The organism is Caballeronia eucalypticola, from assembly GCF_047608185.1.
Lineage (GTDB): Bacteria > Pseudomonadota > Gammaproteobacteria > Burkholderiales > Burkholderiaceae > Caballeronia.
This window is the reverse complement of record NZ_JBLKRU010000016.1, coordinates 79,831-93,128: the sequence shown is the minus strand read 5'-3', so window position 1 is coordinate 93,128 and position 13,298 is coordinate 79,831. Positions and strand designations below refer to the sequence as shown.

Sequence of the window (13,298 nt, the reverse complement as noted above, 5' to 3'; positions counted from 1 at the left end):
TTTCTCCTGCGACCCTATAAACCGCTTTACGTTGTTGGCCAAACGAACCTTGCACACAACACGGTGAAGCCAATGAATGATGACCCCCAAAGCTCCAGGGACTACGGTGCGAATTATTGCCGGGGCATCCTGCGACCGGTAACGGCAGTTAGCCGTTGGCTCGACCATGTCGATCCGGGTACACATCGGCGCATCAAGGGTTTGAGACTCGTGACCGCCTATGGCATTGCCGCTGCGCTCGGGACGCTGCAGGATATTGCCCACAGCGTGCCGAGCAGCGTATCTCTAGGTTACCTTGCTGGAAGCTTTGCGCTCTGGGCGAGCGTGTCCGAGGGAAAAACGACACGCGCCGAGTCGAGCCGTGATCTCGCGCTGCTGAGTTTCGCTGCCGCACTAGGCGCAATCCTCTTCGTGATGTCTGTTCAACCATTGCAGACCGCCGGACGAGCGGGCCCGGAATTGATTCTTGTAAGCGGCGCATTCCTGGCCGGATATTTGAAGCGATTCGGCGTGCTGGGGGCTGGAATCGGATCGCAAATTTATATCGGAGAGCTGCTCGCCTACGGCGTCCGTCTGACGATCACCGACCTGTGGGCCATTGTCATTGCCGCGTTGATCGCCGCGCTGGCGTCAATCGTGCCACGCGTGTTAAGCGGCCCTGCGGAGCGACCCGTTTCCATACCGGCGCTCGCGGCAGGCATGGCGCCCGGTTTCCGTCGATACTCGCCCGAGTTTTTCATGGGATTACAGGCGGCCACGGGCGCGTTGATCATCGTGATCCTGAACGGCTTGTTCAGCCTCGAGGAATCTGCCTGGGCGATTACCGCATGCACTTACGTGGTCGCGGGATCGGCGACCGGCACCAAACAGCGCGTGCATCGCCGTATTCTTGGCACATTGATCGGCGTTCCGTTAGGCCTTGCTTGTTTGCCAGTCGCCGAGCACGCGCCGCTGCTAATCTGGGTTGCGGCCGCGGCTGCCATGATCGTCTATGCAATGGCGTTACCGGAGCGCTACGACATTGCCTGCGCGGCGTTCGCTTTCACGTTGATCGTGACGCTCGCGGCAAGCGGCGTGCATTCAATTCCCCTGCTTGCGGCACGCGCCTGGGAGACGCTTCTCGGCGGAGCAATAGGTCTCGTGGCCGCTATGTTCGTGTTCCCTCTTCGGTCCTCTGAATCCAGCTTGAAAAACTGAGTGCAAGGTGCTGAGTCTGGATCAAGGGAACAGGCCGGCTGCCCGATATGCCGTAACCGCACGATCAAACATGCCGATGTCACCCCGCCCTCTCGCCACGAGTTGAGCACCTCCGATTGCAGCGAAGATCGCAAGCGCCTGGTGCTGAATTGCATCCTTTCCCGTCTTCGCCTTTCTAAGCGAGAGAATTTCAGTCAACCACTTGACGTTGACGTTGGTGAAACGATCCACCTCTGCCCGCACTTCCACAGGCAAGCCTTCGTATTCGGCGGACATGATTCCAACCAGGCACATCCGATTGTCATTGACCAACGCCGCACGAAAGATGCCCGTGTAAGCGATCATGCATTTGTGAGCGTCTTTGGACGTAGCGAGCAGTTTTTCAAGTGCTGCGCTGCCGTCGTCGGTATAGCGTTGGGCCAGAGCGGCGCCAAGGTCGCCCTTGGTGGCGAAGTGGTGGTGGATGCTCGCACTGGACACCCCTACTTCTTTTCCGATTTCACGAAAGCTCAACGCGTTGTAGCCGTGCGCCTGCACCATGAGCCGCGCCACGCTCATGATTCGTTCTTTGGTATCTGTGGTGGTCATCAGGAGCCTTTGTTCACAAGTCGATCGTTGACCGCAGTGTATCTCTATCGATAGATAAGCGCAATCATTCCGTTAACCTATCGATAGATAGCCCTTGACATCGCGATTTGCTCACCCCATGATTCGGTCCTCCACCTAACCTATCGATAGATAACCTAAAGGATCGATCATGAGAATTTACGACACCCCTGGCTTCCCGAATCCCGCCCGCATTCGTATCGTTCTTGCCGAGAAAGGACTGGATTCCCAGATTGAATTCGTGAAGGTGGATCTGTTCGCGGCTGAGCACAAGCAGGACGCGTTTCTCGCCATCAATCCGGCCGGCACGGTTCCCGTGCTTGAACTCGACGACGGCACGTTCATTTCGGAATGTGTTGCGATTACCGAATACCTCGACAATCTGGATGGAAACCCTGCGCTGACGGGCAAGACGCCGAAGGAGAAAGCGGTCATTCACATGATGCAAAAGCGGGCCGACGATCAACTCATCGATGCTGTCGGTATCTACTTCCACCATGCAACCCGGGGACTGGGCGCCCGCCTGGAAGCCTACAAGAGTCCTGAATGGGCTCACAGGAAGGCATGGGGTGAGCGCAACCAGGAGAAGTTCGTGCGCGGCATGAAGTACTTCGACACCGTGCTCAAGACCCGCCCTTACGTGGCCGGCGATAATTTCTCCATGGCAGATATCACGGCTTACGCCGCGCTCATGCACGCCAGCGTCGCAGGCATTGCGATTCCCGATGATTGTTCAGCGTTGTCCGCGTGGCAGGCAAAGGTGTCGGAGCGGCCGAGCGTGAAGAACCGAAGCGGACAGGTGATGGAACTGCCGGCCTGACGTTGGCGTGACGGGCTGATGCATGCAGGAGATCGCGGCGCGAATTTGGTCTTGGCCAGGATCATCGACGCGTTGCGCTGATCGACTGCGATCATCAGCTCGGCCGCACTAGCCAAATTCGTCGTACTGTGGCAATTCGTCGGTAATGGTATGCCACGGCGCTTTGGAGCCGACGAAAATATGGGCGGTTGGGCGAATACTCGGAGTGTCGCTAAGCGTTCCTAGTGTGACGTGAGCAAACTCGCCTTCACGAACGACGGAAAACAAAAGGCTTCCGCAGAACTTGCAATGAGCATCGTGACCTGCATTCTTGTCGCCAAAAATCAACAGGTCATCTTGACCCTGAGTGACCTCCAACTTGTTGCTCTGGATACCCGCAAATGGCTTGAACGCGGAACCCGTCGCACGGCGGCAGTTTGAACAATGGCAGTTCAATGCATAAACGAACTCGTCCTTCACCGCGTATTGGACCGCGCCGCAAAGACATCTGCCTGCAAGCAACGAATTCACGCTTTCCTCTACGAAAGAAGTCATGTTAGGGCGTATCAGTTAGCGCCTACAGTCATTTTAGTCCCTCCTTTACGATAAGTAGTCGCGGCGTGGATCGGCGTGAAGCCGCTGGTTGAATGGCAAATGAAAGCAGCGCTCAGCGACAAACAGTTGCGTTGCGACGGGATAAGCCAGAGGCGTTGTGCTCGGGGAACTCCGCCTGTGCCACAATCGTTGTATGGGGAGTTGTTACGATGGGTATTACCCGCCGCCTTGACATATTCCAATTGCAACGCCCGAGTTCAGCGCGTCATCTCCGAATTCGGCCGTTCCCCACCTAGCTGCGCCATGCCAGAAAATAACGAAAAATCTAAACCCAACACTTCGCCGAATGCGGGGCAGCCTGCTGCCGCCCCGCGCAAACCGAAGCACTGGCAGCCGTCTCGCGCGCTGCGCAGCATCCTGATGGTGGCGGTGGGCTTTATCGCCTTCGTTATTGTCTCGGGCATTGTTCTGTACAAACCGATCATGTACGGCGACATGATCGAGAACTTCGGCATAGTAATGATGCTGACCGTCCCGGTGATTGCGGCCGTCGCCTTCCGCGTGGGTCTCGATTCCTGGCTGGATGCGGAGTAAGCCGGGAACGCAGGTTAGCTTAACAAGTCTGCGCGGTTTTCCACGCGCAGACATCGCCCGTTGCAAGCTGCCGCTGCCCAAGCACAAACGTCGCATCGACCGGTGCGGGCGCTTGAACCTGCATCGCACCAAAGTTGAACGCGAATGTCAGATCGCCTCGGCGACGAACTCGCAAGCCGTCGACCAGCAATTGCGTCTCGATGCCGGCCTCCTTCGCCGCTTGCGCCAGCACCGCACGATGCAATCCGTGCGACAACCACGCCGCCACATATCGAATCGTTCCGTGACTTAGCACGGCTGGCCATGCGTCATCGAACTGCGCGTCAACGCGCACGTCGCCATTGGCGCGGACATGCTCCCGCCAATGCATGGCATGCCCCTGCTGACCACCAAAAGAAAGCAAGGGCGTGAGTGTCGGCCGCAGCGTTTCGACTTCCAGCACCTGCATTGGCAATACGTTCTGCAGCGAGCCAGGCGGGAGGCCAGGCGGAATTGCGAACTCAGTCGTCTTCGAACCGCTCCTCGGACCGAATACCCATTGCGCAGAACTCTTTTCTATCTGTTCGACAAGCGTCTCATCAATCACCGCGATACTTGGGATGACTACCAGCCGATATGACGACAGATCGGCCTTGCTCGAAACAATATCGACATCCAGGCCGAGTTCACGCAGCGCCTCGTAGTAGTCGAACACCAACATCTGGTAGTCAAAGGTCTTGCCGTGACGCTGAATCTCGAACATCCATTGCGTCTCGTAGTCGAACACCATCGCAGTAGCTGCACGAGTCGGTGCGCCAAGTCCTGACAACGCCGCCGATGCCGCAATCTCGCGGGCCGCCTGCTGCACTTCAAGACCGCCTGGAGACAATTCGTTGTTAGGCAGATTAAGCCCGGAGTGCATTTGTTCCTGCGCAAACGGACACTGGCGCCAACGGAAATACGAGACCAGTTCCGCGCCGTGCGCGAACGCTTCATAAGCCCAAAGCCTAATCATGCCCTTGGCCGGCACAGGATTCCACAACGCCCAGTTCACCGGTCCCGCTTGTTGCTCCATCACCCAGAAACGACCCCGGCCGATGGATCGATAACGATCGTGATCGAAGGCGGAGACGTCGGGATGTGCAGTCCGTGCGTAACGCGCTTTCTGCTCTTCTGGCAGTGCGAGCGACTCGGTGCGTGCAATGGGATAGCTGTCCCACGCGGCCACATCGATAGCACTATCTTCCGCAAAACGATAATGATCGAAGGTCGTGAAAAAGCCCATGAAGTTATGCAGCAGGTCTGCATCAGGCGCATGCCGCCGCAGCACCTCGACCTGCTCGCGATGAAAACTCGCCACCTCATCTGACATGAAGCGACGAAAGTCGAGCAGATGAATCGGGTTGGCGTCGGTCGGTGTCAGGTTCGGCAAACCGATTGCATCGAATGACGGATATTCCATACTCCAGAACACATTGCCCCACGCTTCGTTAAGCGCGTTGACGCTCTCATAGCGACGCTGCAGCCACGCGTGAAAGCGCTTCAATGCGGCGGGGGAATAACTCGGCACGGTATCGTGACAACCGAGTTCGTTGTCGGTCTGCCAAGCAACAATAGCGGGATTGCTCCCGTAGCGCTCTGCCATTGCCGTGACAAACCGAACGCACTCGCGCCGATAAATGTCGCTGGAAATATCGTAATGGCGACGCGAACCGAAGTTCCAGCGCACGCCATCCGCCCGCACCGGCAACACGTCCGGATGCGCATCGACTAGCCATTTCGGCGGCGACGCCGTCGGTGTACCCAGCACGACTTTGAGCCCCGCGGAGGCCAGCGTCTCGATGGCTTCGTCAAGCCATTCCCAGGCGAATTCGCCGGCCCGCGGTTCCATCCGGCTCCACGCAAATTCCGCGATTCGCACGTGCGTGATACCAAGTTCGGCCATGCGTTTTGCATCGTCGGCCCACATTGAACGGGGCCATTGTTCCGGGTAATAACACACACCAAGTTGCATGAGAAAGTCTCTTTAATAGTGACGGCGAACAAGCACTCAGCCCTTGCTTGCACCAAAAGTCAGACCGGCGACGAAATGCTTTTGCATCGCGAAGAACATGAGCACGGAAGGCAATGCGGCCAGCACCGAACCCGCTGCCACGAGATTCCACGCGGTCGTCCATTGGCCCTTGAGTGCGGCGACGCCTACGGTGATCGGCGCGGCCTCATCGCCCTGCGTAAGACATAGCGCCCAGAAGTAATCGTTCCAGACAAACGTGAACACGAGGATGCCGAGCGCGGCGAGCGCCGGCCGGATCAGCGGCAGCACGATCCGCAAATAGATGGTCCATTCACTCGCTCCTTCCACGCGCGCCGCCTCGATCAACTCGAATGGAAGCTGCTTGATGAAGTTGCGCAGGAACAGCGTGCAAAAGCCAGTTTGAAACGACACATGGAAGATAACGAGCGCCCACACAGTGTTGAACAAACCTACTTTCAACGCCATGTCGCGTACCGGGATCATCAGGATCTGGATGGGGACGAAGTTGCCGGCAACGAACGCGAACAGCACAGCGGTATTGCCCGGGAACTTGTACGTTGCCAAGGCGAAACCCGCCATCGACGCCAGCACGATCGCGCCGACCACCGATGGCACCGTGATCAGCACGCTATTGGCGAAGTAATGCAGCATGGGCGTTTGCGTGAGCGCCGTGCCGTAGTTTTCAATCAGCGCAAAGTGCTTCGGCCAGCCCCAATAGTCGCCTAACGATAGCTCCTCCGAAGAGCGAATGGAGGTGACGAGCACGGCCAGCATCGGCAGCAACCAAATCAGCAGCGCAATCGGCAGCGAGGCTTTGTACAACCTGCGGTTAAGGGGTTTCCAGCGTTCAACGGGAAGTGGATACATGACACGTGACTCCTGGAAATCAGCGTTCTTCGCGCAGCATGCGGCGCAGATGGAACACGATATAGACGAGCATGATGGCGAACAGCACGACTGCGATCGCGGCGGAATATCCCTCGCGGTAATACTTGATCGCCTGGTCGTACATGTAATAGGCAAGCACCGTGGAACTGTCGAACGGACCACCGCCGCTCATCACGGCGATCAGGTCGAAGCTTCGCAGCGCGCCTATCACGGTGAGCACCACGGCCATGAAAGTGGCGGGCCGCAATTGCGGCAGGATCACGTGCCATAGCAGCGCCACGCCCTTCGCGCCTTCCATGCGCGCCGCCTCGACGACCTCGGGATTGATGGCCGTTAGTCCGGTGAGGTACAACACCATGCAGAACGGTGTCTGCGGCCACAATGCGGCGAAGATAATGCCTAATGTCACCGTGTGCGGATCGCCGAGCACTGGAATGCCATGCCCGACAATAAGCCTTAGCAAACCAAACCCCGGGTCGTAGAACCAGCTGAACACAAGACCCACCACCACGCCTGACAGCACGAACGGCGCGAAGAACAATGACTTCACAATGCGCATGCCGCGGATCTGCTGGTTCAGATACAACGCGAACAGCAAACCGAACGGCGGCGCAAGCAGGAACAGCGCGAGCCAGATCAGGTTGTTCTTGAGCGCCGTGTAGAAGGTGTCCGAGTGGAACAGTTCGATGTAGTTATCGAAGCCGGCGAACGTCTTCGGCGTCATTCCATCCCAGTTATAAAAGCTGAGTGAAATGCTGCTGATGATCGGATAAACCACGCACAGGCAAAACAACGCGCAGCCCGGCAGCAGGAAGAAAAATGCGGCGCGGTGCTGATGACGGCGTGTAGTAGAGACGTGCCGGCGCCTCGCCGCGGGTAAGCGGCGTGCTACGGAATCAGACATGATCGGGCCTCGTCGGAGATCTTTGGCGAGCGCCGGCGCTTGCTGCATTTCAAACATATGCAACATGCAACCGCCGGCGCCGCAGGCTTACTTCTTGTAGATACGCTTGCGCGTCGCTTCGAGGCGCACGAGCACGGCGTCGAGTTGCGACGGATCGCTATAGAACTCCTGCATCGCCTTCATCCCTTCGTCGGCCATTTCCTTCGTCATGTCGCGATCGTAGAACTGCGCAATGCCGCCCTTCGTATTCGCGAGCGTCTGGAAACCCACCTTCGAAATTTCATCCTCAGGTTCGGCAGACTGACTGTTCGACGGCAATTGGCCCCAACCCTTCGCGAGATCGGCGTTGATCTGCGGCTGCTCCATGAACGCCAGCAACCTGTGGGCATCGACCTTGTTCTTTGCCTTCGCCGGAATCAGCAATACGTTCACCGGGCCGTCTTCAGCCACGGGCACATTGGCGTCGATCACGGGGAAACGGAAGAAGCCGGTTTGCGGACGGATCGAAGCCGGAATGCTCGCCGAGAAGAACGTGCCCATCAGCATCATCGAAGCCTTGCCGTTCGCGAGGAACGGCGCGATGGAATCGAGGTCGTAGGACAGCGCGTTGTCGATGAAGTAATGATCGTCGATCAGCGTTTTCCAAGCGGCATAGACCTTTTTCACACGCGGGTCGGTGTACGGAATTTCGCCCGCCATCAATTGCTGATGGAACACGTTGCCGTTAATGCGCAGGTCGAGATAATCGAACCATGCGGCGAGCGTCCAGCTATCGCGAGCGGCTACGGCGATCGGTGCAACACCGCTTGCCTTCAGCTTCTTGCAGGCGTCGAGGAATTCATCCCAGGTTTTCGGCTCGCCCTTGATACCGGCCTTTTCGAACAGATCCTTCCGGTAGAAGAAGCCATACGCATCGTAGCCAAGTGGTGCCGCGTATTGCTTGCCCTTGTAAGTTGACGCTTCCTTGACCGATGCATATTGCTGCGACCAGCCGTTCTTGCTCCAGTCCGGCGACAGGTCGTCCAGCAAGCCACGTTGCGCGTAATACGCCATCCGTTCGCCGTCATGCCACGAGACTACATCGGGCGGATCGGTGGCGAGCCAGCCGCCCATCTGAACCTTGTACGCCTCTTCGGTGATGTAGGTCACCTTGAGGTCGACATCGGGATTGGCTTTTTTGAACTTGTCGAACGCGTCCTGCCAGGTCGAACGCTGGTTACCGCGCGCCGATACGTTGACGGTCAGCGTGGCGGCGGCGGCCACGGTACAGCCGAGCACGCCTGCTACGAGGGCGAGCGCCGCCGATGCGCGAGCCAGACTGCGAAGGCGATGTGCAATCATCTTTGTCTCCTTGACTACTTTGTTGGCTGACAGCAAAACACTGCCAGACGATGTAACCCGCTCTGTGGCGGAATTAGTTTTAAATCTATGCGTTATGCTAAGTAATTCTCAAGCTGCGGCTCGCTCGGGCTCGACCATACTGCGCCGAAGCGCCAGCCCATCCGCGTCGAATACGTGGCATGCCGAAGCCGGAACGTGAATGCGGACGGGCTCGCCTGGACTGATCGATGTATCGCCGGGCGCTTTCGCGACGAGCGTGCCGGTCGCGTGATCCGCATGAACGTAGCTGTGCTCGCCGAGCCGTTCCGACAGCACTGTGACGCACTGAATGGACTGTTCATCGCCATCGAGTTGCAAGTGTTCCGGGCGCACGCCAAGGGTGACCGGCTGGCCGCGCTGCAACCGCTGACCATCAACGTGCGCGACGAGACGATCGCCGCTTTGCGCAAGCGTGACCGTCACGCGGCCGGCACCAATCGACTCAACCACGGCATCGATAAAATTCATTCTCGGTGAGCCAATGAAACCGGCCACGAAGCGCGACTTCGGATGGTGATACAACTCAAGCGGCGCACCCGTCTGCGCAACGCTGCCGAACCGCTCGGCATCCGAGCCTGCGTGCAGCAGCACGATCCTGTCGGCGAGGGTCATCGCCTCGACCTGATCGTGGGTCACATAGACCACGCTCGCATTTGCAAAGCGCTGATGCAGCCGGGCAATTTCCACACGCGTCTGGCCGCGCAACGCAGCATCGAGATTCGACAGCGGTTCATCGAACAGGAACACGCCGGGTTCGCGCACGATGGCCCGGCCGATCGCAACACGCTGGCGCTGGCCTCCCGATAACGCTTTGGGAAATCGATCCAGATAGTCGTCCAGTTGCAGGATGCGCGCGGCATCACGCACCTTCCGGTCAATCACGTCCTTGGGCTGCTTCGCGAGTTTCAGGCCGAACGCCATGTTGTCGAACACGGTCATGTGCGGAAACAGCGCGTAACTCTGGAACACCATGGCGACGCCGCGCGCCGCGGCGGGCACATCGTTCACGAGACGCCCGCCAATATGCAGCTCGCCATCGCTTAAGTCTTCGAGACCGGCGATCATTCTCAGCAGGGTGGACTTGCCGCACCCCGATGGCCCCAGGAACACGCAGAACTCATGCTGCGCAATCTCCAGATTCACGCGCCGGATAACCGGCGCGTGGTCACCATATGACTTCTGCACGTCCACCAAACGAATTGCCGCCATGCTGCCTCCCGGATTTAACCGCTTAAATTTTTGCGCAAAAAAAGCGGCACATCCTTGTGCTGCGTGTATTTAACCGCTTAAATTCGGGTACGATGCAGCAATTCATGATGGCTGTCTCTGTTGTGTTTTCCAGAAGTTATCAACGTCGCCAATCGCTTGCAACACTTGAATCACATTCCCTGAATGTGGGAAAAATAGAAAAATGGTCACTCTATCCGAAGTTGCAAAGCGCGCTCATGTCACCGCGGCGACCGTGTCCAACGTGCTGCGCAACCGCGAAAAAGTCCGCCCGGAAACGGCCGACCGCGTGTTGAAGGCCATTGCCGATCTTGGTTATCGGCCCAACCTGAATGCGCGTGCGCTGGCTGAAGGCCGATCGTCGACGCTAGCCTTGATGCTCTCCAATATCTCGAACCCGTTCTATCCCGAGTTCGTCCTGGCAGCCGAGCGCGCGGCCCGCAAGGCAGGCCATTTCCTGATGGTGTGCAATACCGACGACGACGCCGAGATTGGCCGCGCGTACCTGAATCAGATCGCGGGAACGCTGGCCGATGGCGTGCTCGTGATGAACACAGACATTGCCATTAACGACTTGTGCGCGTCGGCCATGCACAGCGCGCCAATCCTGCTGGCCATGTGGGAGCATCCCGAGACGCCGCCTGCCCTGCCCTGCATCGCAGTGGATTTCGCGCACGCGGGTGCGCTGGCCGCCGGCCATCTGCTTGAACTCGGCCATCGTGAAATTGGCCTGCTGATCGGCGATGGCTGCGGCGGTTTGCAGGATGCCCGTTCAAACGGTTTTCGCGCCGCCATGCGCGAGGCCGGGATTGAAGCCGACGCCGCTGCAGTGCTGCAGATCCGCGATTCTATCGACGCAGGGTATGCAGCCTGCATGCAGTTGATGGCGAACCGGCCGCACCTCACCGCCATTTTTGCGACCAACGATCTGTTGGCGATTGGGGCGGCGCAAGCGTTGATCACGCTTGGCCGCAAGGTGCCGGACGATGTGTCGGTGATCGGCATCACGGACATTCAGCTCGCGCATCAGGTGCATCCCGCTTTGACGACCGTCGCAATTCAGACCGCGGCCATTGCGGAGTTATCTGTCGATCGACTGATCCAGCTTATTCAAGTGCCGGACGTGCAACCGTCGATGGTTATCGCTCCGCCGCCTAAACTTGTTGTGCGTGCATCCACCGGACCGCGGCGCGCTGGACCAATCTAAAGCGCCAGCGAGCGACCTTGCAAAACCTTCACGCGACTATTTAGTTAGGATTGCACAGGCTATTTGTAAGCTTGATGGACACTAACGCTCCTTAGTTTCAGCCGCTAGCCATGGCGCTAACTTTCTATTAGCTTTCTACAATCTAACAATAGACGTAATGGCCGAATATGCTGATATGTACGGTACTTTCGCAAGAAAGCCCACCGTTGTATTACGCGACGTTACTCACGCTCCTTTCGTAATGGTTCGGAATGCTTCATCCAACGCGATCGGGCGAAATTCGGCCTCTGGTTCGTTACACTGCGATACCGTCTTATCCATTCATTAAAGATTGGGTGGTCACTGTCATTGCGTCAGCCTGATGAACTTGTATTCATTCGTTCGATCACAAGGGACGCAATAGTCTCAATGCCACGTCATATCTGCTTAACGAATGAATAAGGCCTGAAGCAGCAATCACAATGCGAATTCAAAAGCATGCCTGGCTCGTCGCCCGGTCTTGCCAGGGAATTTCGCTAACGAATACAACCGGCCAAGCCGGGGATGAAAGACATGTGGCACTCGCCGGGCGGCTTCTCATTGCACCGCCCGGTTATCCAGGGCAGAGATTGTTTTCGGAGGGCGTTGGTATGAGCGGTATGAGCGACACCGGTTCCACGCAGGTAAAGCCCAAGAGGCGCTGGCGCTTCTGGCTCTTGTTGCTGGTGCTGGTGCTGATAGCAGTCGTGGTCGTGCATTTACTGCGGGCCAAGAAGCCGCAACGCGCCACTCCGCCGCAAGTGGTGACGGTTGCTACGGCGACCCTCGGTTCCATGCCCGAGGTCCTGAGCGAACTGGGCACGGTGACCCCCACCGCTACCGTGACCGTGCTGCCTCAACTGAGCGGATACCTCACCGCTGTCGGTTACCGCGAAGGCCAGGATGTGCAGAAGGGCCAGTTCCTGGCCCAGATCGATCCCCGCCAGTATGAAATCGACAAGCAGCAAGCCGAGGCGACCCTCGCCAAGGACAAGGCTGCACTTGCACAAGCGCGCGCCGACCTCGTCCGCTTCACGCAGTTGAACGAGCGCAAGTCCATTGCCGAGCAGACCTTTGCCGACCAGCAATTCCTCGTGCAGCAGGACGAGGCTGCGGTGAAAGTCGACTTGGCGAACATTGCGCAGTTCGATCTCGACCTCGCTTATTGCCGCATCACAGCGCCGGTTTCCGGGCGCGTCGGCCTGCGTCTTGTTGACCCGGGCAACTACGTTACCGCTTCGTCGTCGCCGGGTATCGTGGTCATCACCACCATGAAACCCACCACCGTGCAGTTCACGGTGCCGCAAGATTCGCTCGCGAAAGTGCTGCAGCGCATGCACGGCGGCGCGAGCCTGCCGGTCACCGCCTACAGCAGCGACAACTCCAGGGAGATCGCCACCGGCACGCTCTACGCGGTCAGCAACCAGATGGCGACGAGCACGGGCACGATCACCCTTCGCGCAACGTTCCCCAACGACGACGAAGCACTGTTCCCGAGCGAGTTCGTCAACGTCAAGCTGCTCGTCGATACCTTGCAAAATGCCGTGCTGGTGCCAACGCCGGCCGTGCAAACCGGTGCACCGGGCGACTACGTCTATCTTGTGAACGCGAACAACACGGTGTCCGTGCACAAGGTCACCCTCGGTCCGAGCGACGGCAAGAACACGGTCATTACGTCCGGGCTTGCAGCGGGCAACATCGTGGTTACCGATGGCACCGACCGCCTGAGCGACGGCCTGAAGATCCAGGCCGCTGCGGCAAAACCCGCCTCTGGCGGTGCTGCCGCTGAAGCTCCGGCATCTGGAGCGAGCGCAGCGAGCGGCGCTCAGGGTCAGCATAAGCACGCCCACGCCGGCGCCTCGGGGGCGGCTGCGGCCGCGGCCGATGCAGCCTCGTAGACGCTAAGCCC

Annotated in this window: 12 protein-coding genes; 5 read left to right on the top strand and 7 right to left on the bottom strand. The window is 58.4% G+C overall.

Features of this window, described 5'->3' with window-relative positions:
• Positions 1-72 precede the first annotated feature (72 nt).
• A complete protein-coding gene (locus tag ACMX25_RS19720) occupies positions 73-1,197 on the top strand; it encodes an FUSC family protein (protein ID WP_414951755.1) in 1,125 nt (374 codons plus the stop codon).
• A gap of 21 nt (positions 1,198-1,218) precedes the next feature.
• On the opposite strand, the gene ACMX25_RS19715 is transcribed toward ACMX25_RS19720, so the two are convergent.
• Positions 1,219-1,785 carry a TetR/AcrR family transcriptional regulator gene (locus ACMX25_RS19715; RefSeq protein WP_414951754.1) on the bottom strand — a complete coding sequence of 189 codons (567 nt, stop codon included), beginning with the start codon at positions 1,783-1,785 and terminating at the stop codon, positions 1,219-1,221.
• A gap of 169 nt (positions 1,786-1,954) precedes the next feature.
• Between ACMX25_RS19715 and ACMX25_RS19710 the strand changes: the two genes are divergently transcribed.
• Positions 1,955-2,623 carry a glutathione S-transferase family protein gene (locus tag ACMX25_RS19710; protein WP_414951753.1) on the top strand — a complete coding sequence of 223 codons (669 nt, stop codon included), beginning with the start codon at positions 1,955-1,957 and terminating at the stop codon, positions 2,621-2,623.
• Between the two features lie 108 nt (positions 2,624-2,731).
• On the opposite strand, the gene ACMX25_RS19705 is transcribed toward ACMX25_RS19710, so the two are convergent.
• A complete protein-coding gene (locus ACMX25_RS19705) occupies positions 2,732-3,157 on the bottom strand; it encodes a GFA family protein (RefSeq protein WP_414951752.1) in 426 nt (141 codons plus the stop codon).
• Between the two features lie 75 nt (positions 3,158-3,232).
• Between ACMX25_RS19705 and ACMX25_RS19700 the strand changes: the two genes are divergently transcribed.
• Entirely contained in the window at positions 3,233-3,751 is a 519-nt protein-coding gene (locus ACMX25_RS19700; RefSeq protein ID WP_414951751.1) for a hypothetical protein, read from the top strand.
• A gap of 19 nt (positions 3,752-3,770) precedes the next feature.
• Here the strand turns inward: ACMX25_RS19700 and ACMX25_RS19695 are convergent, their stop codons facing one another.
• The 5 genes from ACMX25_RS19695 to ACMX25_RS19675 form a co-directional block, all read right to left on the bottom strand.
• A complete protein-coding gene (locus ACMX25_RS19695; RefSeq protein ID WP_414951750.1) occupies positions 3,771-5,744 on the bottom strand; it encodes a beta-galactosidase in 1,974 nt (657 codons plus the stop codon).
• 36 nt (positions 5,745-5,780) lie between these two features.
• Entirely contained in the window at positions 5,781-6,632 is an 852-nt protein-coding gene (locus tag ACMX25_RS19690; protein ID WP_414951749.1) for a carbohydrate ABC transporter permease, read from the bottom strand.
• Positions 6,633-6,651: 19 nt separating this feature from the next.
• Positions 6,652-7,557 (bottom strand): carbohydrate ABC transporter permease, encoded by a 906-nt coding sequence (locus ACMX25_RS19685; RefSeq protein WP_414951748.1) that lies wholly within the window; start codon positions 7,555-7,557, stop codon positions 6,652-6,654.
• A gap of 87 nt (positions 7,558-7,644) precedes the next feature.
• Complete coding sequence (locus ACMX25_RS19680) at positions 7,645-8,898, bottom strand: ABC transporter substrate-binding protein (protein ID WP_414951747.1); 1,254 nt, start codon at positions 8,896-8,898, stop codon at positions 7,645-7,647.
• 108 nt (positions 8,899-9,006) lie between these two features.
• The gene (locus ACMX25_RS19675) at positions 9,007-10,146 is read right to left on the bottom strand and encodes an ABC transporter ATP-binding protein (RefSeq protein ID WP_414951746.1); all 1,140 of its coding nucleotides are present in this window, start codon (positions 10,144-10,146) and stop codon (positions 9,007-9,009) included.
• Between the two features lie 202 nt (positions 10,147-10,348).
• On the opposite strand from ACMX25_RS19675, the gene ACMX25_RS19670 reads away from it, so the two are divergent.
• Together ACMX25_RS19670 and ACMX25_RS19665 are read left to right on the top strand one after the other, a co-directional pair.
• On the top strand, positions 10,349-11,371 hold the full coding sequence (locus ACMX25_RS19670; RefSeq protein WP_414951745.1) for a LacI family DNA-binding transcriptional regulator: 1,023 nt from the start codon (positions 10,349-10,351) through the stop codon (positions 11,369-11,371).
• 638 nt (positions 11,372-12,009) lie between these two features.
• Complete coding sequence (locus tag ACMX25_RS19665) at positions 12,010-13,287, top strand: efflux RND transporter periplasmic adaptor subunit (RefSeq protein WP_414951824.1); 1,278 nt, start codon at positions 12,010-12,012, stop codon at positions 13,285-13,287.
• The last annotated feature ends 11 nt before the right edge of the window (positions 13,288-13,298 follow it).

What these genes read in the sequence shown, in the direction of transcription:
- ACMX25_RS19675 (WP_414951746.1), bottom strand. Translation starts at nt 10,146, where the DNA reads ATGGCGGCAATTCGTTTGGTGGACGTGCAGAAGTCATATGGTGACCAC.
- ACMX25_RS19715 (WP_414951754.1), bottom strand. Translation starts at nt 1,785, where the DNA reads ATGACCACCACAGATACCAAAGAACGAATCATGAGCGTGGCGCGGCTC.
- ACMX25_RS19705 (WP_414951752.1), bottom strand. Translation starts at nt 3,157, where the DNA reads ATGACTTCTTTCGTAGAGGAAAGCGTGAATTCGTTGCTTGCAGGCAGA.
- ACMX25_RS19670 (WP_414951745.1), top strand. Translation starts at nt 10,349, where the DNA reads ATGGTCACTCTATCCGAAGTTGCAAAGCGCGCTCATGTCACCGCGGCG.
- ACMX25_RS19680 (WP_414951747.1), bottom strand. Translation starts at nt 8,898, where the DNA reads ATGATTGCACATCGCCTTCGCAGTCTGGCTCGCGCATCGGCGGCGCTC.
- ACMX25_RS19665 (WP_414951824.1), top strand. Translation starts at nt 12,010, where the DNA reads ATGAGCGACACCGGTTCCACGCAGGTAAAGCCCAAGAGGCGCTGGCGC.
- ACMX25_RS19710 (WP_414951753.1), top strand. Translation starts at nt 1,955, where the DNA reads ATGAGAATTTACGACACCCCTGGCTTCCCGAATCCCGCCCGCATTCGT.
- ACMX25_RS19685 (WP_414951748.1), bottom strand. Translation starts at nt 7,557, where the DNA reads ATGTCTGATTCCGTAGCACGCCGCTTACCCGCGGCGAGGCGCCGGCAC.
- ACMX25_RS19695 (WP_414951750.1), bottom strand. Translation starts at nt 5,744, where the DNA reads ATGCAACTTGGTGTGTGTTATTACCCGGAACAATGGCCCCGTTCAATG.
- ACMX25_RS19690 (WP_414951749.1), bottom strand. Translation starts at nt 6,632, where the DNA reads ATGTATCCACTTCCCGTTGAACGCTGGAAACCCCTTAACCGCAGGTTG.
- ACMX25_RS19720 (WP_414951755.1), top strand. Translation starts at nt 73, where the DNA reads ATGAATGATGACCCCCAAAGCTCCAGGGACTACGGTGCGAATTATTGC.